16 protein-coding genes and 4 pseudogenes are annotated in these 24,083 nt (G+C 38.5%); 13 read left to right on the top strand and 7 right to left on the bottom strand.

The window, feature by feature from the left end; all coding sequences use genetic code 11:
- Positions 1-477: 477 nt before the first annotated feature.
- Together WG932_RS25300 and WG932_RS25305 are read right to left on the bottom strand one after the other, a co-directional pair.
- Complete coding sequence (locus WG932_RS25300) at positions 478-1,053, bottom strand: agmatine deiminase family protein (RefSeq protein WP_483085826.1); 576 nt, start codon at positions 1,051-1,053, stop codon at positions 478-480.
- Entirely contained in the window at positions 1,002-1,649 is a 648-nt protein-coding gene (locus WG932_RS25305; protein WP_483085827.1) for an agmatine deiminase family protein, read from the bottom strand. Before WG932_RS25305 ends, WG932_RS25300 begins: the two co-directional genes overlap by 52 nt.
- A 510-nt stretch (positions 1,650-2,159) precedes the next feature.
- On the opposite strand from WG932_RS25305, the gene WG932_RS25310 reads away from it, so the two are divergent.
- The 13 genes and pseudogenes from WG932_RS25310 to WG932_RS25370 all read left to right on the top strand — a co-directional run bounded on the left by WG932_RS25310 (position 2,160) and on the right by WG932_RS25370 (position 16,827).
- Positions 2,160-2,885 (top strand): ribonuclease activity regulator RraA, encoded by a 726-nt coding sequence (locus tag WG932_RS25310; protein WP_483085828.1) that lies wholly within the window; start codon positions 2,160-2,162, stop codon positions 2,883-2,885.
- Between the two features lie 410 nt (positions 2,886-3,295).
- Positions 3,296-6,015 (top strand): annotated as a pseudogene (locus WG932_RS25315) (hypothetical protein); the annotation flags it as partial.
- A 296-nt stretch (positions 6,016-6,311) separates the two neighbouring features.
- The gene (locus tag WG932_RS25320; protein WP_483085829.1) at positions 6,312-6,686 is read left to right on the top strand and encodes a hypothetical protein; all 375 of its coding nucleotides are present in this window, start codon (positions 6,312-6,314) and stop codon (positions 6,684-6,686) included.
- Entirely contained in the window at positions 6,683-7,060 is a 378-nt protein-coding gene (locus tag WG932_RS25325; RefSeq protein ID WP_483085830.1) for a hypothetical protein, read from the top strand. Before WG932_RS25320 ends, WG932_RS25325 begins: the two co-directional genes overlap by 4 nt.
- A gap of 205 nt (positions 7,061-7,265) precedes the next feature.
- Entirely contained in the window at positions 7,266-8,078 is an 813-nt protein-coding gene (locus tag WG932_RS25330) for an alpha/beta hydrolase (RefSeq protein WP_483085831.1), read from the top strand.
- A 58-nt stretch (positions 8,079-8,136) separates the two neighbouring features.
- Entirely contained in the window at positions 8,137-10,008 is a 1,872-nt protein-coding gene (locus WG932_RS25335; RefSeq protein WP_483085832.1) for a heparinase II/III domain-containing protein, read from the top strand.
- A gap of 229 nt (positions 10,009-10,237) precedes the next feature.
- Positions 10,238-11,494, top strand: a complete 1,257-nt coding sequence (locus tag WG932_RS25340) for a DUF3500 domain-containing protein (protein ID WP_339676274.1) — start codon at positions 10,238-10,240, stop codon at positions 11,492-11,494.
- Between the two features lie 287 nt (positions 11,495-11,781).
- The gene (locus WG932_RS25345; RefSeq protein WP_483085833.1) at positions 11,782-12,477 is read left to right on the top strand and encodes a DUF4386 domain-containing protein; all 696 of its coding nucleotides are present in this window, start codon (positions 11,782-11,784) and stop codon (positions 12,475-12,477) included.
- Positions 12,478-12,768: 291 nt separating this feature from the next.
- Positions 12,769-12,915: a hypothetical protein gene (locus WG932_RS25350; RefSeq protein ID WP_483085834.1), complete on the top strand. Its 147-nt coding sequence runs from the start codon at positions 12,769-12,771 to the stop codon at positions 12,913-12,915.
- A 71-nt stretch (positions 12,916-12,986) separates the two neighbouring features.
- On the top strand, positions 12,987-13,901 hold the full coding sequence (locus tag WG932_RS25355; protein ID WP_483085835.1) for an amidohydrolase family protein: 915 nt from the start codon (positions 12,987-12,989) through the stop codon (positions 13,899-13,901).
- 169 nt (positions 13,902-14,070) lie between these two features.
- A complete protein-coding gene (locus WG932_RS25360; protein WP_483085836.1) occupies positions 14,071-14,385 on the top strand; it encodes a serine hydrolase domain-containing protein in 315 nt (104 codons plus the stop codon).
- Positions 14,386-15,007: 622 nt separating this feature from the next.
- Positions 15,008-16,003, top strand: a complete 996-nt coding sequence (locus WG932_RS25365; RefSeq protein WP_014020532.1) for an aldo/keto reductase — start codon at positions 15,008-15,010, stop codon at positions 16,001-16,003.
- A 389-nt stretch (positions 16,004-16,392) separates the two neighbouring features.
- A complete protein-coding gene (locus WG932_RS25370) occupies positions 16,393-16,827 on the top strand; it encodes a universal stress protein (RefSeq protein ID WP_483085837.1) in 435 nt (144 codons plus the stop codon).
- Between the two features lie 128 nt (positions 16,828-16,955).
- Here the strand turns inward: WG932_RS25370 and lpdA are convergent.
- The 5 genes and pseudogenes from lpdA to WG932_RS25395 form a co-directional block, all read right to left on the bottom strand.
- Positions 16,956-18,352 (bottom strand): annotated as a pseudogene (gene lpdA / locus WG932_RS25375) (dihydrolipoyl dehydrogenase).
- Between the two features lie 63 nt (positions 18,353-18,415).
- Positions 18,416-19,977 (bottom strand): annotated as a pseudogene (odhB, locus tag WG932_RS25380) (2-oxoglutarate dehydrogenase complex dihydrolipoyllysine-residue succinyltransferase).
- 87 nt (positions 19,978-20,064) lie between these two features.
- Positions 20,065-22,853: pseudogene (locus WG932_RS25385) on the bottom strand (2-oxoglutarate dehydrogenase E1 component).
- Between the two features lie 318 nt (positions 22,854-23,171).
- On the bottom strand, positions 23,172-23,363 hold the full coding sequence (locus WG932_RS25390; RefSeq protein ID WP_483085838.1) for a hypothetical protein: 192 nt from the start codon (positions 23,361-23,363) through the stop codon (positions 23,172-23,174).
- Complete coding sequence (locus tag WG932_RS25395; protein WP_483085839.1) at positions 23,330-23,992, bottom strand: NAD(P)-binding domain-containing protein; 663 nt, start codon at positions 23,990-23,992, stop codon at positions 23,330-23,332. Before WG932_RS25395 ends, WG932_RS25390 begins: the two co-directional genes overlap by 34 nt.
- Positions 23,993-24,083 lie beyond the last annotated feature (91 nt).

Below are 24,083 nucleotides of genomic sequence, written 5' to 3' on the forward strand. Positions count from 1 at the left end.
GAAAAATAAACAGGTAAAGACAGGAGGCTGTTTTGCCATGCTATTAGAGAATCAGGAAAGGGGAGGGATTGATGGCTAAATCTTGGAAATAAATGAAAAGTAGAAATAGTCATTCCCTTTATCCTACATTTATTCAAAGAAAGATTCGTGACAGGGTAATTGCTTATTTTTTTTGAATTGAAGGTAGAACTGCCTAATCGGGAAAGTTATATTTAATTCCAATTCCTCAGGTGGAATGTAAATCGGGTTAGACTGAGTGAGAGAGAATCCTTCGCACGGGTAATTTTTTCGTGGATTATTTGGACAATTTATATTCCTTAAACTTTAACCCCTGGCTGGCTAGAAGATTAGTCTCCAATTTTATTGACGTCTATTTTCTACTTATTAGGGATTGGGTTTCATTTTGCCTCTAAATGGCCCGTTATTGGAAAACTTTTTGATTGCGGGTTTAACCTTTCCATCTTTTGAGGGCATTATTCAATTTAAGCTTAAGCTTGGAAGGTTTTTTTTTTTGGGTTTGTGCATGGTGATACAGTGTAGCCCACCCCCGCTATAATTGAGTTCAGTGGCATTTATCATCACCACTTTTCTGCTACCAAAAACCTGCTGGAATGCTTTTCTGGCTTGATCGTCTTTCTGGCGTATAAAATCAGGGTCACCTGGATTATAATAAGAGGGTATCACTACCAAGTTATTGGTTAAGACAAAGTTTAAATAACTGGTGACTGGAGTGTAAAAAATTGCTTGGCCTTTGTAGTTGCCCTGATCAAAAATAATAGGAGCCTGAGGAACCCTGATAATCTTAAAAGGTTTACCATTTTGGTCTCTGGCATTTTTAAGAATCTGATAGCTTTCTTCCAACCTTTCATGCACTACTTGGTAAAATGGGTCCAAAGCAAGATCTGCAGGATCTACCTGGGCCAAAAGTATGGTTTGGGCGTCAGCAAATCGACAGAATTCGTCCACATGCCAATGTACGCCATTGCCATAAATATTGTCAATCACCGGCCCATTGTCAAAAAGATCGTCCTGCGGAATTCCTTTTTTAGCCAAATAACATTTTTCTGATTCAGCTTTTGTTTGTATTCCTCTTCAATTTCTTTGAGACTTAGGCTTGGGTTAATGTATTTTTCATGTCCTTCAATTAAAATAATGGTCCCCCTGCCATTGATCTCCCTACCTCCTCCTGCGCTGAATAGGCGGCTTCTCATGAACGGAATTCTCATTTTTGTTGCATACTGCTCAGTGAAAAGGTTGTATTCTTGGTTTTCTTCATGGTGATAATTAAAAGATACCATTTCATGGTAGCCCTCATCGTTCTGCATGATTATTGGTCCATAATCCCTGATCCAGATATTGTCGTTTTCTAATTTAAAAGGTGTAAGAGTGACGTTTTTTAAATTGATCTTTCTTTGTTTTAATAATTCTTCCAGCTTTTCAGGTTGTTGGTTACGTTGATTGTAGAAAAGTGTGACATGATCAACTTTGGCTATCTCTTGGATAAGCTTGAGGGATATCTCCTGAAAGGTAGGTGTCCAGCAGATGAAAGTGCTTTCTTGGGGATCAAATTCCGCCAAGGGATTGGTAGGGCCCTTTAGTTCAAGTTCTTGCTTACAACCATTGGCGAAGAAAAAAGCATGACAAAACAAACAGACAGCAACGCAACCCTTGAGTCTCTGTCAATCCAAGCCTGATTTTCATTTCAGGTGAAAGTGGGATATGGTTTTTTATTCATGAGCTAAATATCAGGCTTATCCAGTCAGATTTATGAAAGCAATTTACAGAAATATTCTTATTACAAGCTTAGTTTTATAAAAATCCTTTTGGTCAATCAATGCCCCGATAAAAAAAATAATTCCATATTTTGGGATTGTTTTACTACCCGAAGGCGCTACAGTTGTAAACCAAATTTTAACTGAAATCCTTAAAATTTGTGTGAAAGCAGATAGTTTCCTTTCTTTATCATTACTTTTAAAGTCATTATTGAGGTTTAGCTTTCTGTAGTACTTTTATTGAATCACAAAGAGTAAGGAATGACATAAACTTTGTTTTCGCCTAGGACTCTTACCCTCTCAGAAATTTAAGGTAGAAGGATGACAGAAATAGGTGATACCAGCCCAAAATCCAAAGTATTATTTGAACCTTATTAAAAATAGACAATGTTAGCCACTACACGTGAAAAATTACAAACTGTTAGTACTGCCACACTTGCCACAGCCTTATTCAAACGAGGTTTGAAAAACCAATTCATTCAAGGGGTTAAGCCTTTATCAAAGGGAAAACCTACCATGGTTGGGGAAGCTTTTACCTTGCGATACATACCGGCAAGAGAAGACCTTAACCCTATCAGTGTATTTCAAGACCCCAAACATCCTCAAAGGGTGGCTGTAGAAACCTGCCCTAAAGGAGCGGTTTTGGTAATCGATAGTCGTAAAAACAGTAGGGCAGCTTCTGCCGGTTCTATATTGGCTTCTCGCCTTATGGTTAGGGGAGCTGCCGGTATTGTTACAGATGGAGGGTTTCGGGATTCCGCAGAAATTGCCAAGTTGAATATGCCTTCCTATCATCATAGGGCGAGTGCGCCCACCAACTTAACATTACACCAGGCAATGGACATCAATGTGCCAATCGGGTGTGGGGATGTGGCAGTTTTTCCGGGAGATGTGATTGTCGGAGATGATGATGGGGTAATGGTTATTCCTGCCCACTTGGCTGATGAAATAGCCGAGGAGGCCATAAACATGACTCTTTATGAAGATTTTGTTACAGAAAGGGTATTGGCAGGACACACCATTGTAGGTTTATATCCCCTTACCAAGGAAGAAAATAGAGAAGCATTTGAGCAGTGGAAAAAACAACAAGAGGGTACAAAGGAGAAAGAATAATAAATGGCCCGTTTGATCAAGGCGAATTTTCATGTTTGGGAGCTTAAAAGACCCGATTTAGGGTTCGCCAAAAATGAAGGGCAGGAATGGGGTGTAAGCCATGAACTTAAGAATGGCAAGGGCAGCTTTCACCCATGACCCGAACAAGCACTCTGTTGTAAAATGTTGCTCAAAATAATTTTCTAATGGTTACTTGAAAAGGGTTTATTGAAAAAAATGTAGCAAATACGAATTTAACACAGTAAAAGCATGTTAAGCATATTAAAAATAACAGGGGCAATCCTATGATAAAAAGCGTTCAATTTTTAACTTTGTGAACAGAGATAAAAAAATTTATGAGTGAATATAGTAAGTACCTAGAAGAGATAGAAGATAGGAAAAAGGATAATCTTGATCCGAAACCAATTGATAGTGCAGATTTATTAATTGAAATAATCGCACAAATCAAAGATCTTCATCATGAGCACAGGAAAGATTCTTTGAATTTCTTTATTTACAATGTTTTGCCGGGTACTACTTCTGCAGCCATTGTTAAAGCTAAGTTTTTAAAAGAGATTATTCTTGGTGAATCTGTATTAGAGGAAATTTCACCTGCCTTTGCTTTTGAACAATTGTCACATATGAAAGGTGGTCCTTCAGTAAAAGTATTACTGGATTTGGCACTTGGTGATAATATTTCCATAGCAGAAGAAGCTGCAAAAGTCTTGAAGACACAGGTTTTTCTTTATGAAGCAGATACAGATCGTTTAGAAAAAGCTTTTAAAGAGGGAAATCCTGTTGCGAAGGATATTTTAGAAAGCTACGCTAAAGCAGAGTTTTTCACGAAATTGCCTGAACTTCCTGAGGAAATCAAACTGGTCACTTTTGTTGCAGGTGTCGGAGATATTTCAACAGATTTATTGTCTCCAGGAGGAGATGCTCATTCAAGATCTGATCGACAATTGCATGGCCAATGCATGTTCGAACATAATAAAGAACAACAAAAAGAGTTGCTAGAACTACAGGCCAAACACCCTGACAAGAGGGTGATGTTGGTAGCTGAGAAAGGTACCATGGGCGTTGGTTCTTCAAGAATGTCCGGAGTGAACAATGTTGCTCTTTGGATAGGGAAAAAGCCAGCCCTTATATCCCCTTCATCAATATTGCCCCTGTAGTGGCTGGAACAAATGGTATTTCTCCAATATTCCTTACCACTGTTGGTGTTACCGGTGGTATTGGCTTAGACTTAAAAAATTGGAAAAAGAAATACGATGCGGAAGGTAATCTAATTGTAGATGAAAATGGAGAGCCTGTATTAGAGCAAGTATATTCTGTAGATACAGGAACTGTATTGACCATCAATACTAAAACCAAAAAACTCTATGATGGAGATAAAGAACTGATGGATATTTCATCTGCTTTTACTCCACAAAAGATGGAGTTTATGAAAGCAGGAGGCTCATATGCCATAGTATTTGGTAAAAAACTTCAAACCATTTCCGCGAAAATTCTTGGCATAGAATTGCCATTAGTTTATGCTCCTTCTAAAGAAATATCACATAAAGGACAAGGTCTAACAGCAGTTGAGAAAATTTTCAATGCAAATGCTGTTGGTACCACTGGCGCTGTTCTACATGCAGGTTCTTATGTTCGTGCGGAGGTTAATATCGTAGGATCTCAGGATACTACAGGCTTGATGACTTCTCAAGAGTTGGAAATGATGGCTGCCACAGTCATTTCTCCTATTGTTGATGCCGGTTATCAGTCGGGCTGCCATACCGCTTCTGTTTGGGATTTAAAATCTCAACAAAACATACCAAAATTGATGAAATTCATGAATGATTTTGGTTTGATAACTGCCCGTGACCCTAAACATAAATATGCACCCCTAACGGATGTGATCCATAAGGTGTTAAATGACCTTACTGTTGATGATTGGGCCATTATCATTGGAGGAGATTCTCACACAAGAATGTCTAAAGGTGTTGCTTTTGGAGCAGATTCAGGTACGGTTGCGCTAGCACTGGCCACAGGCGAGGCTTCTATGCCAATCCCGGAGTCAGTAAAAGTTACCTTTAAAGGTAAAATGAAAGACCATATGGATTTCAGAGATGTTGTACATGCTACACAGTCTCAGATGCTAAAAGCTTTTAAAGGAGAGAATGTTTTCCAAGGAAGAGTGATTGAGGTGCATATTGGTACGCTTCCTTCTGACCAAGCTTTTACATTCACTGATTGGACAGCAGAAATGAAAGCGAAAGCTTCAATCTGTATCTCTGAGGATGAAACGCTGATAGAATCCTTGGAAATAGCCAAAGGTCGTATTCAGATAATGATCGACAAGGGTATGGACAATGACAATCAAGTACTCCAAGGTTTAATTGATAAAGCTAATAAAAGAATAGAGGAGATAAGAACAGGTAAAAAACCTCCATTAACTCCTGATGAGAATGCAAAATACCATGCGGAATTTGTAGTTGATTTGGATATCATTGATGAGCCAATGATCGCGGATCCTGATGTTCACAATGAGGATGTTTCTAAACGTTATACTCATGATACCATCCGTGAGCTGTCCTATTACCAAGGAGAAAAACAGATTGACTTGGGCTTTGTAGGTTCGTGTATGGTGCACAAGGGAGATATCAAGATAGTGGCCAAAATGTTGAAAAACATGGAAGATCACTATGGAAAAGTTGAGTTCAAAGCACCATTGGTAGTAACTGCCCCAACTTACAATATCATTGATGAATTGAAAGAAGAAGGCGACTGGGAAATTCTGCAAAAATACTCCGGTTTTGAATTTGATGATGCAGCTCCAAAAAGTAGTGCAAGAACAGAGTATGACAATATTCTGTACCTTGAGCGTCCAGGTTGTAACTTATGTATGGGTAACCAAGAGAAGGCTGAAAAAGGTGATACGGTGATGGCCACTTCTACGCGTTTGTTCCAAGGAAGAGTAGTGAAGGATTCTGATCGTAAAAAAGGAGAATCATTGCTTGGTTCTACTCCGGTAGTAATTCTTTCAGCTATTCTAGGTAGAACACCTACCCTTGAAGAGTATAAGATTGCGGTTAAGGGGATCAAACTAACTCATTTTGCGCCTCCGCTTAAAAAGATGACTTCTAAACCAAACCACCTTCTTTCGTATTGATACGAAAAGAAAAAGTGTAACTGTTGGAAGTCAGTAATTTAAAGAGTGTTTGGTAATGAATTACTAAAGTAGTAGCATTGCCTCAGGAATAAATTTAAAGGCTGAGTTTTGAAGCCATTCCTAGTATAGGAGTGCATTCAGAATTCAGCCTTTTTTTGGATAACTTTTTTGCTCTCTATGCTATACTTGGTATAGAAATTTGTACTGTTTGGCAATCCGCGCCACGCACCTTCAATTCATTTTTTGGACCTTTTTAAGTTTTTTCTTTATCTTAGTATTAGCTTGATAGTAAGATGGATATAAATAAAACGATAGAAATTTTAGAAACCCTTGCTTCAGGATTATCTCCAGAAACGGGAGAAATCATAGACCATGACAGTGTACTAAACGAGAGAAAGGTAATCCGTGCACTACAGATAGCTATAGATAACCTTAAGAAGGAGATCCATCAGGGAAATTCAAACATAAGCATTAAGAAACAAGACCTAGATGATGCAATTCACCTGTTTGAAAAAGAGGGAGAATTGGTCACTGCCAACAAATTACTTGGCTTTTTTCTCGGGATTAGAAAATTTAAAAATGACACAATCCATGCAAGTAGGCATTACGGAAAATACCAAAACCGCTATAAGAAGGAGAGCTTTTTGATTTTTTCACTCAATATTTGAGTGAGAACCCTTTAGGCAAAAAAGATTATAAGGATAGCAATCCCTATAGAAAGATTGATTTTTTTCGAAAACCTACCTTTTGCAATTTATCTGAAAAGGCCATTGACCAATTGAGGCAAAAAATAAATGCCTTAGGGCTACATAAGATAGAAAACCTTTCCGAAAATGTAAAGCTTGCCCGAGAAAAACATCCTAGAGCATATGAACCTTGGAGTAGAGATGAGAAACGATTGTTGCGAAAGGCAATGGGATATACAAACGATTTGAAACTGCTCTCAAGTTGTTTTAAAAGGGGAGTTGGCTCAATTGAGTCTTGTGGGCAACGCTTGCTTTATGGGGCTCAAATAAAAGGACCGGAACTTGATCAATGCTAAGCTAAGGATAGCCGATCTGATCTTGGTTAAACATTGCTCTTCAATTATTGTAAACCCTGTTTCAAGTTTTTAGCTACCCTTAGGTTGAATGGCCTGGATTTATTTTGAGCGACAGATTCTTTGTTTTTTTATTGTTACTTTTAAAAGTAGTTTTAGACGGTAAACCAAAAGGATTTACCTTACTGATAGCTTTTAAATGAAAACAATGAAATTAAAATTAATTCTACTTTTAATCTGCTGCCAAAGTATACTCGCTGAGGCCTCGCAGATCGATACTGTGATGGTAAACAGTGCATCCATGAACAAATCAATTGCTAACATTGTCATTGTTCCGGACAATTATTCTAGACACCAGGAAAGTTTTCCTGTCTTGTATTTACTTCATGGGGCAGGTGGAGATCATACGAACTGGCTATCCAAAGTGCCGGCCATCCAAGAATATGCTGACCAATATGATATGATCATTGTATGCCCTGATGGTGATGTCACCAGTTGGTATTTTGACAGTCCTATCGATAAAAAAATGAGGTATGAAACCTATCTTTCTAAAGAGTTGGTAGAAAGTATAGACAATACTTACAATACGATTGCCGAAAAATCAGGCAGGGCCATTACAGGGCTTAGTATGGGAGGTCATGGTGCCTTTTATCTTGCTTTTAGACACCAAGAGGTGTGGGGAGCGGCCGGAAGTATGAGTGGAGGGGTAGATATACGTCCATTTCCAAAGAATTGGGATTTAAGTAAGCGACTGGGAGATTATGCTATTTATAAGGAGAACTGGGAAAATAATACAGTGATCAATATGGTCCACCTTTTAAAGGGAGACGATCTAAAACTTATTTTTGACTGTGGAGTAGATGATTTCTTTTTCGATGCCAATAAACGATTGCATACCAAATTGCTGGAAAGGAATATTCCGCATGATTATACTGAACGTCCGGGAGGTCATAGCTGGGATTATTGGGCCAACTCAATCAAATATCAGCTTTTGTTTTTCAATGATTATTTTGCCTATTAAAACGATTACCCTAAACCCAAATCTAACCTTTTATGAAAATATATGATTGCAATAAATTATGCTGCATAGCATCCATTTTCTTTTTATCCTTTTAGGCTTAAGAGTAAATGCCCAGCATTTACCTCCAAAATTAGATAATCCAATTTCTAAGACTTATCTCAAGAAAAATTTAAGAAAGGACTCACCTAGGCTAGTGCTAAACAAGGAGATAGAGGAGAATTTGAAGCAAAAACTTAGGTCCGATCCGGTAGTGCAGCATGTCTATAAGCGCTTAAAGGCTGGGGTAGAAACTATTTTTGATAAACCTATCATAAATTTAGATATTCCATTAGAGGAACGATCACAGAATAACCAGCTTGACATTTCAAGAGACCTTTTGCATAGAATGGGCATACTAGCGATGGTATATCGGATAGAGAAGGATGCTAAGGTCTTAAATCGGATCAATGAAGAGTTGATCGCAGCTTGCAATTTTCCATCTTGGAACCCTAAACATTTTCTTGATGTAGGAGAAATGTCACTTGGTGTTGCTTTGGCCATCGATTGGGTAGGGGAGTATTTGCCACCTTCTACTGTGAAATTGGGCAAAACAGCCTTAATTGAAAAGGGCTTAAAACCGAGTTGGCCGGAAAATGGCAAGGTTCTTAACTGGGTCTATGGAGGTAATAATTGGAATCAGGTATGCAATGGGGGAATGGTTGCAGCTGCCATAGTAGTGGCTGAGGAGGAACCAGAATTAGCCTCGAAAACCATCTACAGAGCCATTGATGGTATGCGATATGCCTTAAGCCAATATGGACCGGATGGGGTATATCCTGAAGGAGCTACCTACTGGCGGTATGGTACTTCTTTTTCCGTACTTACCGCTGCAATGTTTGAAAGTGCGTTTGGAAGAGACTTTGGAATCCTTGAGTATCCCGGATTTAAAGAGAGTGCCATGTTTAGAGTGCTGTCAGATAGTCCCATGGGTTTGTTTTATAATTTTGGGGACTGTGGTGAAAGCAGTGGTGAAAATGGGGATATAGTGTTGGCATGGTTTGCCTCTAAGACAGGGAATAAGACCTTTTTTGAGGAGGGAAAATTTTTGCGGACAATTGATGAAAATAGTAATTTCTCACGTTTATTAGCCCCAGCCTTGGTCTGGATAGCCCAGTATGAGGAAAAGAGAGAGTCAACAGTGCCTGCTGCATGGGCCGGCAGGGGACCAAACCCCGTAGTGTTTTTTACCGGCGAGGAAGATGACCCCAATAAATTTTATTTTGGAGGAAAAGGAGGTCTTGGAAATATCAGTCACGGGAATATGGACGCCGGATCCTTTGTTTTTGAATTAGATGGTGTGCGGTGGAGTATAGACCTGGGGAAAAACAAGCATTATGGAGTTATTGAAAGGACAGGTTTTAACCTCTGGGATAGGTGCCAAGGTTGTGACCGATGGAAACTGATCAATAAAAATAATTTTGGACACAGTACTCTTTCCGTAAATGATCAACTTCATGTTGTAGACGGGAAGGCAAGCATAATTGATTTCAAAAATGGAAGCTTCCCTGAAGCCACATTTGATATGTCTCCGGTTTTTGAGGGTCAATTGAAAAGTGCTAAAAGAAGATTTAAAAAAAGTGGCCCCAGATCCCTGTTAATTGAAGATGAAGTTAAATTGTCCGAAGAAACCGAGATGATAACATGGCAACTTATTACGCAGGCCAATGTAGAAATTGTGGATGGTGGAGCGATATTGACTCAAGAAGGCAAGCGTTTAAATATTAAAAATCTTTCGCATCCGGAGTTTAGCTTTACAGTTATTTCACTGAACCCTCCTCCTTTTTACTTAGATCTCAAAAAAGACAACTTGAAAAGATTGGAAATTCGAATTCCCGCTTGGACAGTTGAAGGGCAAAACACAAAAGTAGCGGTATTGCTTTCAGGGGACTAGTTTAATCCGGAATATGAAGACCATCTACTACCTGGTAGAATCTTTTACCTCGATGCTATTTGTAGGGGTAACGATTGTCGTGCTGTGTTAAAACCTTATAATATTTAGGTTTTCTTTCGCTAGGAATATTGTTATATAATCCGATTATAATTAATAAAAATCACCCTAGTTGACGAGGGATGGTTTTGGTTTTTATCGTCTAAATAAACTGAACCAAACCAAAAATAAAATGTCATCATTAAATTACTTTTTACTGGCAGTATCGTCCGTAAGTTTATTGACTTTTTCCTCTTGCACGCAAGAGGAAGACGAACCTGATACAGTAAGTACTGATGAAACCTGTATTACTTCAGGTACTTTAGATCAGTCATCCAATTCTGAAATTGAAGCTATGAGGGAGGCAATGGTTTCTTTTAGAAGTACCCTTTCAGCTTCTCTATTAAGTGAAGCTTCAAACTGCCTTGACGATGAAAGATTTTATCTCTGGCACAATACACCAGCCAACGATGGAAATAGAGATGGGATAACTTATGGGGATTTAAGTGATGCCCAGTTGATTGCTTTTAAGAATATTCTTCAACAATTCTTAAGTTCCGGCGGATATCAAAAAGTTTATGAAATTACAGAATTGTCTGAAGGATGGTTGCACAATGTAATGAGTTCTGTATGGGATCCTGATTTCTACTCCATAGATATGTTTGGGGATCCGGAGACAAGTGGTTCTTGGGGATTTCAGCTTGATGGACACCATTGTGTGGTAAATTTTTTGGTTCATGGAGATAATGTTTCCATCGTCCCCGCATTTCTAGGCGGAGAGCCTGCAGCAGATACTTGGAATGGAGAGCGTTTTGATATTTTCTCCGATGAAAGAGATTTGGCGCTGTCATTATACAATAGCCTTGACGAATCCGAGCTTACAGTGGCATCTTCAATTTCTACTTCCAGATCTTTGGAGGTTGGTCCTGCAGATAGGAATGGAGACCCAGACCCCTATATTGGAGCTTACGATTATTCGGGTTTTGAGACAGGTTTGAAATACTCTGACATGTCAGCCACTGCGCAAGCCAACTTGCTATTGGTGATGAAAGAATATGTATATAATTTATCTGACAATTTTGCTGATGAATGGTGGCAAGATATCATGGACAATATTGATGATACTTATTTTGTCTGGATAAATGATTCAGGAAGCAGTCCCACAGCAAGTTCAGAATTTTATTATAGAATTTACAATCCCTATTTATGGGCTGAATTTAATACTGAAGGATCAACGGGGGCAAATTCGGGAAGCATAGCGGATTACAACCATGTTCATACCATTACAAGAATACCCAACAATCCAACAACAGACAATGGAGGAGATTATGGTATTTTCGCCATGATGATAAATCAGGATGGACCGAAAACACTTTTTGAACATTATGCTTTGGCTGAGCATCACAAGGACAACCAAATGCATTTCGATTATGATGTGGTATTAAACTAAAAATAATCACTCATAGACAATGATCCTTTAGTAGTCAGTGTCTACCGTAAATCAGAAAAAAGGTTCGGGTTTTTTACCTGAACCTTTTTTTGCTTTAAGAGGAATCGAGCTACTGAGGGATCACCACTATTAAGTAGCAATAAGTTCTATTTTATAAATCCGAATATATCATAAGTTTTTCGGGACATTTAAGACAAGACTTGATCTTAATTTTGTAAGAGTAAATAAAACTGAGGTTAATTATTTAAGAAAAGCTTAAAGTTATTCATTCATTAAAAAAGATTGTCATGTACTTAAGTAAAAGAACTTGTGGATTGATTACAGGCACATCGGTCTTGGTGATGGCCGTAATTGCCATGTTTAGTTATGGGTATATATTTGAAAAATTGATTGTTAAAAATAATGGAATTGAAACTTTTAACAACCTGAAATCTGCTTATGGTGTTTTTGTAGCAGGAATTTTTGGTTGGGGGATCATATTTTTTTTGGATGTTTTGGTCGCCTGTTCCCTATATGTTTTTTTTAAAGATTTAAATTATAAGATATCCCTATTTTCATCAATCTTGAGAATATTGTACTCTTTTGGGCTGGCATATGCCAGCCTACATTTATTGGATATTGTTCCCCTCCTTAATGGCAATATAGATAACCATGAAGCCGTTTTGTTGAAATTAAAGGCTTTTGAATTGACGTGGGTAAAATCATTGATAATATTTGGATTTCATCTAATAGGATTAGGTGTTGTTGTGGTTAAATTAAAAAGTAATTTTAATAAATTTGGATATCTAATTATTTTTTCCGGTTTATGTTACGTGCTGCTCAATCTACTGAAAATAAGCCTACCATTATTGGGAGAGCGGATAATGATGGTGGAGCTGATATTGAGTTTACCTATGGCAATGGCTGAAATTGGGCTAGGGTTTTGGTTAATTATTAAAGGAGGTAGCACTCCCGAGTCACTTAGAAAAGAGTTATTGGTATGAATTTACTAAAAGATTTTTTCAATTGATTGGAGTAGCGGTTTTGCTTCTGCTTTCTATTTTGATTTTTACCTTTTTACGGGATAGACATAATCTTATGTACCTAAACATTGAAAACAATGCCCTTTTTCATCAAAATACTTATTTAATAAAAAACGTTAATGTTATTCCAATGTCCTCGGATACCCTGCTAAGAAATCAAATGATATTGATTAAAGAGGGGAGATTTCAGATATTTCACAAAATATCCCGGAAAGTGATTGGAAGGTTATCGATGGGGATGGGGCTTATATTTTGCCTGGATTAATTGATATGCATGTCCATGTTTGGGATGAATATGAACTGGGTGTATACTTGGCCAATGGAGTGACAGCAGTTAGAAATCTTTGGGGACAGCCCATGCATCTAAGGATGAAACAAGCCATTAATGAAGAAAAATAATTGGCCCATTATTTTTTACCTCTAGTCCTAAATTAACAGGTCCTGTTTATATTGGGGATGATAATCTCCAAATGAATAGCCCCCAAGAAGCCATTGATAAGGTCAAGGAGTATAAGTTAAAAGGGTATGATTTTATTAAAACCTACAATGGGCTAACAAGAGATATTTATGATGCTGTAATCAAAGAGAGTAGGAAGCAAGGGCTAGAGATTGCGGCCCATCCCAGCTCAGAAGTCCCTTATTTTTATCATATAGAGAATGAGGTAGTTACGATAGAACATGCGGAAGATATTGTGCAACAACCATTGCATTATCGCTTAGATACCAATAAACTAAATGAGGTAGTTGCACTGTTTAAATCAGGTCCGAATGTTTCATTTTGTCCTACTTTGGTTGTCTTTCATAATATTTATCGAATGCTGATGGATGATTCAATATTAAATTCCAAGCAGCTAACTTTTATGAACCCACTAATAAGGAAAGTGGATAGTAAAGCTCAGTTTGATCGGTGGAGTCAAACAAAATCGACTGATGCCACTATTGTAAATAGAATTAAAGCCCAACATAATTTTCACTTATTGGCTATTAATAAACTACATAAGGCCGGGGTGAATATTGTAGCAGGCACGGATGCCGGAATTGGCATTACTCCTGCCGGGTTTTCTATTCATGAAGAGCTTAATCTATACAAGCAAGCAGGGATGTCAAATTTTGAAGTTTTGAAAACAGCTACAGTAAATGCATCACAAACGCATGATTTTTTAAATAATGTGGGTACCCTTGAGGTGGGGAAAATAGCTAATTTGATTATGGTAGAAAATAACCCATTGATAGACCTTGATGAATTAAGTAAGCCAAAGAGCGTGATAATTAAAGGTAGATATCTGTCCAATGAAGTTCTTAACAGCTTTAAAAATAAAGCCATGAAGAGAGAAAACCTGCTAATGACAGGGCTCAAATATTTGGAATACCTAATCTTTGAATAACAGCTTTCATGAAAAATAATAGCATTCAATCAATCCTGAGAATCGGATTGGCGGTTGTTACCTTAATTTCTTTATGGTTTAGGCCTTGGACTTTATTTCTTGCTTGGCACCATCACAGGGTACAGTTCAAGATGAGGTAGATAATGCTCTTGTAAGAATCAATGTTTAGGTGGATGAAGCAGGTAAAGGACCGGGGTTTTGTGCTGCAGGTTGGCAGGACAGGGAAAAGAGAATTCCAGTCCATCCCAAGACATTGTTTAAAATCGCTAGTAAAGATAAGTTGTATGATGCGGTCACTATAGTTAAACTGTTTAATTCCAATCGTTTAACGTTGGGTGGGTCGTTGGCTATTTATTTGCCGGAGCTAGTAAGAATTGAAAATGCAGGCAAAACCACCTTACGGATGCTTGTGGAGCTTAGGAGTGGGATACCCAATTACACCAATACACCAGATTTTTGGATGAAGCCACCAAAAAATAGTTAAGAAGCTTTGAATCTGATTTTTGACCACTCGGCTAACTTTGAGCCGGGGAGAGTTATGAATATTCAAATGCCAACTACCTACTTGTTACTAAAATTAAGGAAAAGGTACTTGCAATCTATAATTTTCAATGTATACAAAAAGAGATCTTCAACCCTTTGGAAGTAGGAGCATACCGGCCCGATTCCCGGCTACCAAAGTATTGCCAAATACCTCCCGAAGATTGATTCGGTTGTGGTACAAGTTGTGAATCCTACAGATTTTGAAGGTTATCCTTAGGTCTATCCGAAATTCTTTATGATAGGATAATAAAGATTATAAATTTGAAAAAACAGCATTAAAATACTGAATTGCTGTAAAAGCTTCATTTTGAATGAATAGCATTCGTCAACATATATTTCAGTAGCAAGGTTAAAGTTATTTTGTTTTTTGCACCGGAATTAATTGATAGATAAGGAATGATTACAGCCCAAAAGGTGTTTCACTTATGGTTGATGATTTTTTGCAATAGTTAAGCCCACAAGACCTCCCAAATAGCCCATTTTTACCATAAGTTCATTTCATATTTCTTCAATGGGATTTGAAATGGAGTAATCATTAACAACTATTATACTTTAAAAGCTTTATGAAATACAGAAAACTTGGAAACACGGATCTTAATCTTTCAGCTGTAACCTTTGGTTCTTTTGCCATTGGCGGTTGGTTATGGGGAGGTACAGAGCAAAATGCTGCTGTTGATGCCATCAAAGCCTCTTATGATTTGGGTGTGACTTCCATTGATACGGCCCCAATTTACGGTCAAGGTTTAAGTGAAGATATTGTTGGACATGCCATTAAAGATCTACCCCGAGACAAGGTGCAGATTCTTACAAAGTTCGGAATGCGATGGGATTTGGAAAAGGGCACATTGGTTTTCAATAGCCAAGATGGAAATGGAAATGATATCGGCATTTACAAGTATGCCGGGAAAGAGAGCATAATTAAGGAGTGTGAAGATAGCTTGAAAAGACTGGGTACAGACTATATAGACCTTTATCAACTGCATTGGCCTGATGTAACCACACCCATAGAAGAAACAATGGAAGCCGTTGCTGAGCTAATCAAACAAGGGAAAGTGCGTTACGCAGGAGTTTGTAATTACAATGTTGCCCAAATGAGTGAGGCTGAAAAATACATTGATTTGGCATCTAATCAAGTGCCATATAGCATGGTTCTGCGTGATATAGAAAAAGAAATTGTGCCATATAGTCTTGAAAATGGCAAAGGAATTTTGGCATATAGTCCCTTGGAAAGAGGATTGCTTACCGGCAAAATGAAGCCAGGGTATAAATTTGGTGAAGGAGATCAGCGGGCAACCAGGGCTTTTTATAAAGATGAAAACCTCAAACGTACCAATGAGTTTTTGGATAAAATTAAACCTATAGCGGATGAAAAAAGTATCACCTTGGCTCAGTTGGTGATATTGTGGACCCTAGAACAACCCGGAATTTCAGTAACCTTGGTTGGGGCTAGAAATGCCGAACAAGCCATTCAGAATGCCAAATCTACTGATGCAAGTTTAACCAAAGAAGAAGTAGGAATTATTGACAAACATCTGAACAATTTGGTATTGGTTCCTTAATTCCAAACCCAACAAAACTTCAGAAGTAAGGTTGGCCAAAGATTCTCAGGCAATCTGTTTTAATTTGTGTTAACGCTCTTGCTTCAAATAAATAGCGTCCTATAAAATGAGCTACAATAAGTCGATGTAATTTTCGGTTAATTGTAGCTCAATTTTTTATAAATCCAGATTATGTAAAAGAAATTCAATTGCTTAATCAGGGGTGAGTTTAGCAATCACCCTTGGTTATCCATTAGTGCTTTTCATGGATTTTACTTATTATCTTATGGTCTTAGGTCCAACTTTACGCCGTACCCAACTGTGAATATACCGAGATTAAATCCTTGCAGCACTACTATAGCATGGAATTTGGTCAAAGTGAGCTTTATTGCACTTTAAATTTACATAAGATGAAAAATATTTTAGTTACAGTAGATTTTGATAAAGGTGAGGAGCTAATTATAGAGAAGGCATATCAAATGGCAAATGCTTTTGGTTCTAAATTATGGTTAATGCATATTGCTTCTCCTGATCCGGATTTTGTAGGGTATGATGTTGGACCCGAATACATAAGGGAGAGTAGGGCTTCTGAGTTAAGAAAGGAGCACAGACTTATTCAAAAATACAGTGAGGCGCTCAAGAACAGAGGAGTGGATACCGAGGGTTTACTGGTTCAAGGAGCTACTATAGAGATGATTATTGAAGAGTCGAAAAAGCTGAATGTTGATTTGATCATTGCAGGTCACCATGATCATGGGTTTTTATACAAGGCTTTTGTGGGAAGTGTGTCTGGAGAAATCATCAAAAAGTCAAAAATACCTGTTCTAATCGTTCCTTTAGATTAAAAGACAAAAAACTACCAATAAAAAAGCCCCTTGATGTCTATCAAAGGGCTTTAAGACCGTAATATACAATAGGCTAATTTGATAATCTATTGAATATTTCGGGTGAAATTAAATGGAATGCAATGCAATTATAAATGCAATGCTCTATTATCCGTTGCTCCCAAACATGCTTCTTTAAAAGCTTCTGTATAGGTGGGGTGTGCATGGGACATTCTTGCGATATCTTCAGCAGATGCCCTGTATTCCATGGCTACTACAGCCTCAGCAATCATGTCTGCGGCACGTGGTCCAATCATATGAACACCTAGAATTTCATCTGTTTCAGCATCAGCTAAAACCTTTACCAAGCCATCAACATCTCCGCTGGCTCTTGCTCTCCCGGAGGCCATAAAAGGGAATTTACCGGTTTTGACTTTAACCCCCTTTTCCTTGAGTTGCTCTTCTGTATAGCCTACACTTGCCACTTCTGGCCAGGTGTAAACTACCCCGGGATCAATAAATAGTTGACATGGGGTTTTTGTCCGGCCAAAGTTTCGGCTACAAATACGCCTTCTTCCTCAGCTTTGTGTGCCAACATAGCCCCCTTTACCACATCACCTATAGCGTAGATATTGTCCGCAGAAGTCTTAAGGTTTTCATCTACTTCTACTTGGCCTTTGTCATTGATCTTAACACCGGCTGCAGCCGCATTTAATCCGTCAGTATATGGTTTTCTTCCTATGGAAACCAATACATAATCGCCTTTAATGCTGATTGTTTCGTTTTTGCTGTTTTCTGCAGTTACAGTAACTTCTTTACCTTTTCTTTCTACTCCAGTTACTTTATGCTGCAAATAGAATTCAAAACCAAGTTTCTTGAGGGACTTCTGTAGTTCTTTGCCCATGGTTTTATCCATGGTTGGAATAATGCCATTCATAAACTCTACTACAGATACTTTCGCTCCCAGTCTTGCATAGACTGAACCTAGCTCAAGCCCAATAACTCCACCACCGATAATTACCAGGTGTTTAGGGACTTCTTTTAATTCAAGAGCTTCTGTGGAAGTGATTATTCGTTCTTTGTCAAGATTGATAAAGGGTAAGTTTGCCGGTTTAGAACCGGTGGCAATGATCGTCTTTTTGGCGGTTAGTTCTTCCGTTTTTCCATCCTCTTTAGTGACGATTATTGTGTTTTTATCTTTGAATGAACCGATACCCTGATGGACATCAATTTTATTTTTCTTCATCAGGTATTGGATGCCTTCCACGTTTTGCTTTACAACATCACGCTTTCTGCTTACCATTTGCTTGAAATTGACCTTCAAGGAACTAAGGTTTATCCCGTGGTTTTCAAAAGTATGGGCAGCGTTGTGATAATGTTCGGAAGAATCCAATAGTGCCTTAGAAGGGATACATCCAACATTAAGGCAAGTGCCACCAAGTGTAGAATATTTTTCAATTATTGCGGTTTTCATTCCCAGTTGAGCTGCTCTAATAGCTGCAACGTAGCCTCCTGGTCCAGATCCGATTACAATTAGGTCATACATTGTTTGTCATATTTTAGAACCTTTCCTGTTTCAAATTATAGGAAGGAATTATTTCAAATAAGTTTAAATTCCCAGCATTAATCTTGCGGGATCTTCAAGAAGCTCTTTCATGCGAACGAGAAAGCTCACAGATTCTCTTCCATCAATGATCCTATGATCATATGACAATGCCAAATACATCATGGGAAGGATTTTAACTTCACCGTTCACGGCCATTGGTCTTTGTACTATATTGTGCATGCCAAGGATTGCAGCCTGGGGAGCATTGATAATTGGTGTAGACATCATGGATCCAAAAATCCCTCCATTGGTAAGGGTAAAGGTACCTCCTGTCATTTCATCAATGGTTAGTTTGCCATCACGGGCTTTTACTGCTAGGCGAACCACCTCTTTCTCAATACCTGAGAAAGATAAGTTTTCTGCATTTCTTATGACAGGAACAACCAATCCTTTTGGAGAAGATACTGCTATGGAAATGTCGCAATAATCATGGAAAATAATTTCATTTCCATCGATTTGAGCATTCACCGCGGGCCATTCTTGTAAAGCTATACAAGCAGCCTTTGTGAAAAAGGACATGAAACCAAGATTTACTTCATATCGCTCTTTAAACTTGTCTTTGTATTGCTTTCTGAGGTCCATGATAGGCTTCATATTGACTTCATTGAAGGTAGTCAACATGGCTGTTTCATTTTTTACTGCCACCAATCTGCGAGAAATGGTTCTTCTTAGAGATGTCATTTTTCTCTACGCTCAGAACGGTCTCCCTTCGCAGGACTGTCTTTTGTCTCTGCAGAGCTAGATTTTGCTGCGGGTTTAGCTGGTGCAGATGCCGCCGGCTTGGTTTTTTCAGCTTTCTCAGCATCCTCTTTAGTAATTCTGCCGTCTTTTCCTGTGCCTTTTACAGTGGCAGGATCAATGCCTTTTTCAGACAATATCTTGCTTGCTGCAGGAGAGGCATGACCCGTTGCGTAAGTTTCGTTGGAGGAAGTAGTTGATTTGCTTTCTTGAGCAGTAGTATTTTCTGTTGCTTCAGTAGCTTCGGGAGCCCCGCCTTCCATTACTTCGATTTTGCAAATTAAGCCTCCGATTTCAAGGGTGTCCCCTTCTCCGGCTACATGTCTGAGGATTCCGGCTGCTTCAGCAGGTAACTCAAAAGTAGCTTTGTCGGAATCAACTTCAGCAATTATTTCATCCAACTCTACATAGTCTCCATCTTCTTTTATCCAAGAAGCCAAAGTCACTTCTGTGATGGATTCACCTACAGTAGGAACATGCATTTCTTTTGTTTCTCCGGTGCTTTTGGCTTCAGATGTACTTGCAGTTTTTTCTTCAGGTGCCTTTTCAGTTTCTATCGCTGCAGCAGGCTGAGGACTGTCTCCCTCTTTTCCTTCCGGATCGATTTCACAAATTACTGCGCCAATTTCTAAGGTATCGCCTTCTTCTGCTTTTGTGTGTAGCACTCCTGAAGATTCTGCTGTTAGTTCAAAAGTAGCCTTGTCGGATTCCAGTTCGCAAATGACTTCATCCATTTCAACAAATTCACCATCATTTTTAAACCATTGGCCAATGGTTACTTCGGTGATGGACTCTCCTACTGCTGGGACTTTGATTACTATACTCATCGGTTATTTGATTTTTTCCCGGTTGTTAAAATGCTTCCAGGTCAGAATTTCAATATTTTATGTGTAAATGATAAAAGAAATGGGAAATTAAGAATTTATTTTTAAAGCTTTTTCCAAAATTTGCTTTTGTTCTTCCAAGTGTACCTTATGGTAACCTGTTGCCGGTGAAGCACTAGGCTTTCTTGCAATTACATCCATCACTAAATCTTTGTAAAGATTCCTGACGATAAAAGCCCAATAACCCATGTTCTCTGGCTCCTCTTGTACCCATACAGTTTCTATACCTTTTTTGTAAGACTGTAAGGCTTTAAGGATTTGGTTCTTAGGAAGTGGATGAAGCTGCTCGACACGGATGATGGCCACGTCTTCCACTTTCTCTTTCTCCCTCATTTCAATTAATTCATAGTAAACTTTTCCTGAACAAAGTACTACCCTGTTGGCCTTTTTAGGGCTAACAGTTTCATCCAAAAGTATTTCTCTAAAATTACCGCTTGTAAACTCCTCTAATGGTGAAAATACCTTAGGGTGACGAAGCAGTGATTTAGGAGACATGACAATACAAGGCTTCCTAAAATTCCAAGCCAGTTGCCTACGCAATAAATGGAAGAAATTAGATGGTTCAGTGATATTGGCCACAATAACATTGTATTCAGCCGCCAGTTGAAGAAACCTTTCGGGTCTAGCGTTGGAGTGTTCTGGGCCTTGACCTTCATATCCATGAGGTAATAGCATTACCAAACCATTCATCTTTTGCCATTTCGATTCTCCTGAAGTAATGAACTGGTCAATCATGGTTTGGGCACCATTTGCAAAATCACCAAATTGAGCTTCCCAAATATTTAAGGCATTAGGATTGGCCATAGAATAACCATATTCAAAACCTAATACTGCATATTCAGATAAAAGGGAATTGTAAATATAGAATTGTCCTTTGCTGTCTTTTAATTCTTTTAAGGAGTTATACGGTTTGTTTGTGCTTGCATCATGCACGACAGCATGTCGATGAGAGAAAGTGCCTCTCTCGCAATCCTGTCCGGTCATTCTTACCGTTTTCCCATCAAGCAATAAAGAACCATAAGCCAAAAGTTCAGCAGCAGCCCAGTTGAGCGATTTGTTTTGGAAGAACATCTCCTTTCTTTGTTTGAGTTGTGCTTCTATTTGTTTGATCGGCTTGAATCCTTTAGGTAGTACAGTTAGTGCCTCAGCCACTTTTTTATGGCGTCTTCACTTATAGAAGTATTAGGTGATTTCTCGAAATCTTCAGGTTTTGACCAATTCAAAGCCTTCCATGCTTTTTCGAATGGAGAGATGGTGTAAGGGAGTGGCTTTACCTTTACCATGGCTAGCCTGTCTTGCAAAAGCTGACGAAACTCCTTATCCATTTGTTTGGCAAGTTTAGCATCCACTTGGCCTCTTTCTAATAATGCCTTATTGTAAATCTCTCTCGGATTAGGATGTTTCGAGATCAAATTGTATAGTTCAGGCTGGGTGAACTTAGGTTCGTCAGACTCATTGTGGCCATGTCGTCTGTAGCAGACCATATCTATAAATATATCTCTGTTGAATTTTTGACGGAATTCAACAGCAATTTTTGCAGCAAATACTACAGCTTCAGGGTCATCTCCGTTAACATGAATGACAGGAGCATCTATAATTTTAGCGACATCAGTACTGTAAATTGAGCTCCTGGCGTCATCAAAATCTGTAGTGAAACCTACCTGGTTATTGATTACAAAATGGATGGTTCCTCCAGTATTGTACCCTTTGAGGTTGGCCATCTGTGTTACTTCATACACGATTCCTTGTCCGGCCACAGCGGCATCTCCATGAATAAGTACCGGAATAGCTTTGTCCTCATCACCTTTGTAATGATCATCTATTTTAGCCCTTACAAATCCTTCTACCACAGGATTTACCGCCTCCAAATGAGAAGGGTTAGGTGCTAGTTTCAAGATCATTAATTTCCCATTGGTGGTAGGGACTTCAGATGAGAAGCCCATATGGTATTTCACATCCCCGTCACCCATGGTAAGGTCAGGTTTAGCGGTGCCTTCAAATTCGGAAAATATCTGCTCATAGGTTTTGCCCATGACGTTAGCCAAGACATTTAATCTTCCCCTATGGGCCATGCCGATCATCATTTCTTCTACCCCTAAATCTGAGGCTTTGTTGATCAAGGCATCTAAAAATGGAATGGTGCTTTCGCCACCTTCCAATGAAAACCTTTTTTGTCCCAAATACTTGGTATGTAAAAAGTTTTCAAATACTACTGCTTCATTTAATTTAAATAGAATTCTTTTTTCTCTTCCAGTGGAGGGTTGAACTCTAAAGACTCCTTCTCTATAATTAGTCTGAACCAATCTAGCATCTCCGGGTCACGGATATACATGTATTCAAAACCCATAGACCCTTCATAAATAATCTTAAGAGAGTCAATTATTTTTGAAAGTTTTGCTTCTCCAATACCAATCTCGCTACCTGCTTGAAATACAGTGTCCAAATCAGCTTTTTCTAAGCCAAAATCTTCAAGATCCAATAAGGCTTTTCGATCTCTTCTCTCTCTTACAGGATTGGTCTTGGATCTGAGGTGACCCCTTGACCTGTAAGCATGAATCAATGCCCTTACTTTAATCTCTTTTGGCAATTGCTCCATGTCCATGATGGTGCCTTTGGTTGCCAAGTTACCGTTTGCCGGAGTTTGTGCCACTGCTGAGGCTCCTCCGTTTTCTTCTTCACCAAATTTATTTATGGCAAAATCGAATCCATCAAAAAGCTTTCCAGCTGCTATCTATAGCTTCCGGATCTTTTTTATAATCCTCATACAGCTCATCGATATAAGCTACATGGGCATTGGAAATATAAGAGTATTTATCCATGGGGTTATTTTTCTATTGGGGGGCAAAATTAGCTGATTAAGTTATTTAATAAAAACCGTATATGCGGATAAGCGAATAAGGCTGATAATCAGTACTTATAATAAACGTCCACCATAGAATGAATGGTGAAATCACACCTAGTAAAATAAAATTTTTATCCATTACGATTTATGAAAGTTGCTTCGGGTTAATTGGCCCTTGTTTTCAGGATATTGGGCAAATTCATCCATTTTTTTATTCTTTTTTGCTCAAAATTTAGTTTAACAGCCTTTTTTTGGAGCTAAAGGGAGTTTATAGTTCGCTAAAAGCTTGAATCAACTATTCATTAGAAGTATAGGTGAAATCAAGGGGATTGTCATAAATAAATTGAAATTTTGTTTGGCACCATTTGTCAGCAGCAATTTCTTTCCATTGCTGCATTTCAGGATTTTCATAATTAACAGGTGGGGCAAAGCCTAAGTCTAAAGCATTTTTTTCTATAACAGTTTTTTTGCCGGATGTTTCGGACATACAATATTATAGGTTTCATTCCAAAGATTCCTTTCTATAATCCATAGCACAGCGCGAACAGCATCTTTTCTATGAATGTAGTTGACAGGAGGATGTCCGGGAACATTTTTTTTACCACTAAAATATTTGCAGGGGATTCTGTCATCACCCAATAAACCTCCAAAGCGAATTACGGTCAGGTCATAGGTTTTGTTTTCCCATAATAGATTTTCGGCATTTAGCAGGGCAGGATTTCCGGTGTTGCTTGATGTGATTGGCTCTGCTTCTGTGGCCACTTGGTTTTTGTTGGGATAAACTGAGGTGGAACTGGTGTATATTATTCTTTTTATCCCCTGCGCTTGGGCCAGCCCTTTGACTATTTCAATTTGCCTTGGATGATAGGTAATGGGTTTACTCCGTGTGGAAGGAGGGATGTTTATAAATAAAATATCCGTATCAAAAACACCCTTAGGAACAGGATCTGCCAATTCAGGGTTTAGCAGCAATTGCTCACAATCAAAACCTTGTTTCCTTAAAGCATGCTTTTTTTCTGGATTGGTGGTTGTTCCTTTTACAGTGATGCCTTCTTTTATTAAAGCCTCGGCCAATGGGACCCCGAGCCACCCCATTCCTATGATACTAACTTTCATTTCATCTTTTTATATTGTTTACAATACCGAATGCTTTTATCCCCAATGATTTCTAAAACTAAGAATTTACAACCTTATCGTTTTAAAAGAG

The organism is Cyclobacterium sp. SOCE241, assembly GCF_056867545.1.

What these genes read in the sequence shown, in the direction of transcription:
- WG932_RS25310 (WP_483085828.1), top strand. Translation starts at nt 2,160, where the DNA reads ATGTTAGCCACTACACGTGAAAAATTACAAACTGTTAGTACTGCCACA.
- WG932_RS25320 (WP_483085829.1), top strand. Translation starts at nt 6,312, where the DNA reads ATGGATATAAATAAAACGATAGAAATTTTAGAAACCCTTGCTTCAGGA.
- WG932_RS25330 (WP_483085831.1), top strand. Translation starts at nt 7,266, where the DNA reads ATGAAATTAAAATTAATTCTACTTTTAATCTGCTGCCAAAGTATACTC.
- WG932_RS25335 (WP_483085832.1), top strand. Translation starts at nt 8,137, where the DNA reads ATGCTGCATAGCATCCATTTTCTTTTTATCCTTTTAGGCTTAAGAGTA.
- WG932_RS25340 (WP_339676274.1), top strand. Translation starts at nt 10,238, where the DNA reads ATGTCATCATTAAATTACTTTTTACTGGCAGTATCGTCCGTAAGTTTA.
- WG932_RS25345 (WP_483085833.1), top strand. Translation starts at nt 11,782, where the DNA reads ATGTACTTAAGTAAAAGAACTTGTGGATTGATTACAGGCACATCGGTC.
- WG932_RS25355 (WP_483085835.1), top strand. Translation starts at nt 12,987, where the DNA reads ATGAATAGCCCCCAAGAAGCCATTGATAAGGTCAAGGAGTATAAGTTA.
- WG932_RS25365 (WP_014020532.1), top strand. Translation starts at nt 15,008, where the DNA reads ATGAAATACAGAAAACTTGGAAACACGGATCTTAATCTTTCAGCTGTA.
- WG932_RS25370 (WP_483085837.1), top strand. Translation starts at nt 16,393, where the DNA reads ATGAAAAATATTTTAGTTACAGTAGATTTTGATAAAGGTGAGGAGCTA.
- WG932_RS25390 (WP_483085838.1), bottom strand. Translation starts at nt 23,363, where the DNA reads ATGTCCGAAACATCCGGCAAAAAAACTGTTATAGAAAAAAATGCTTTA.
- WG932_RS25395 (WP_483085839.1), bottom strand. Translation starts at nt 23,992, where the DNA reads ATGAAAGTTAGTATCATAGGAATGGGGTGGCTCGGGGTCCCATTGGCC.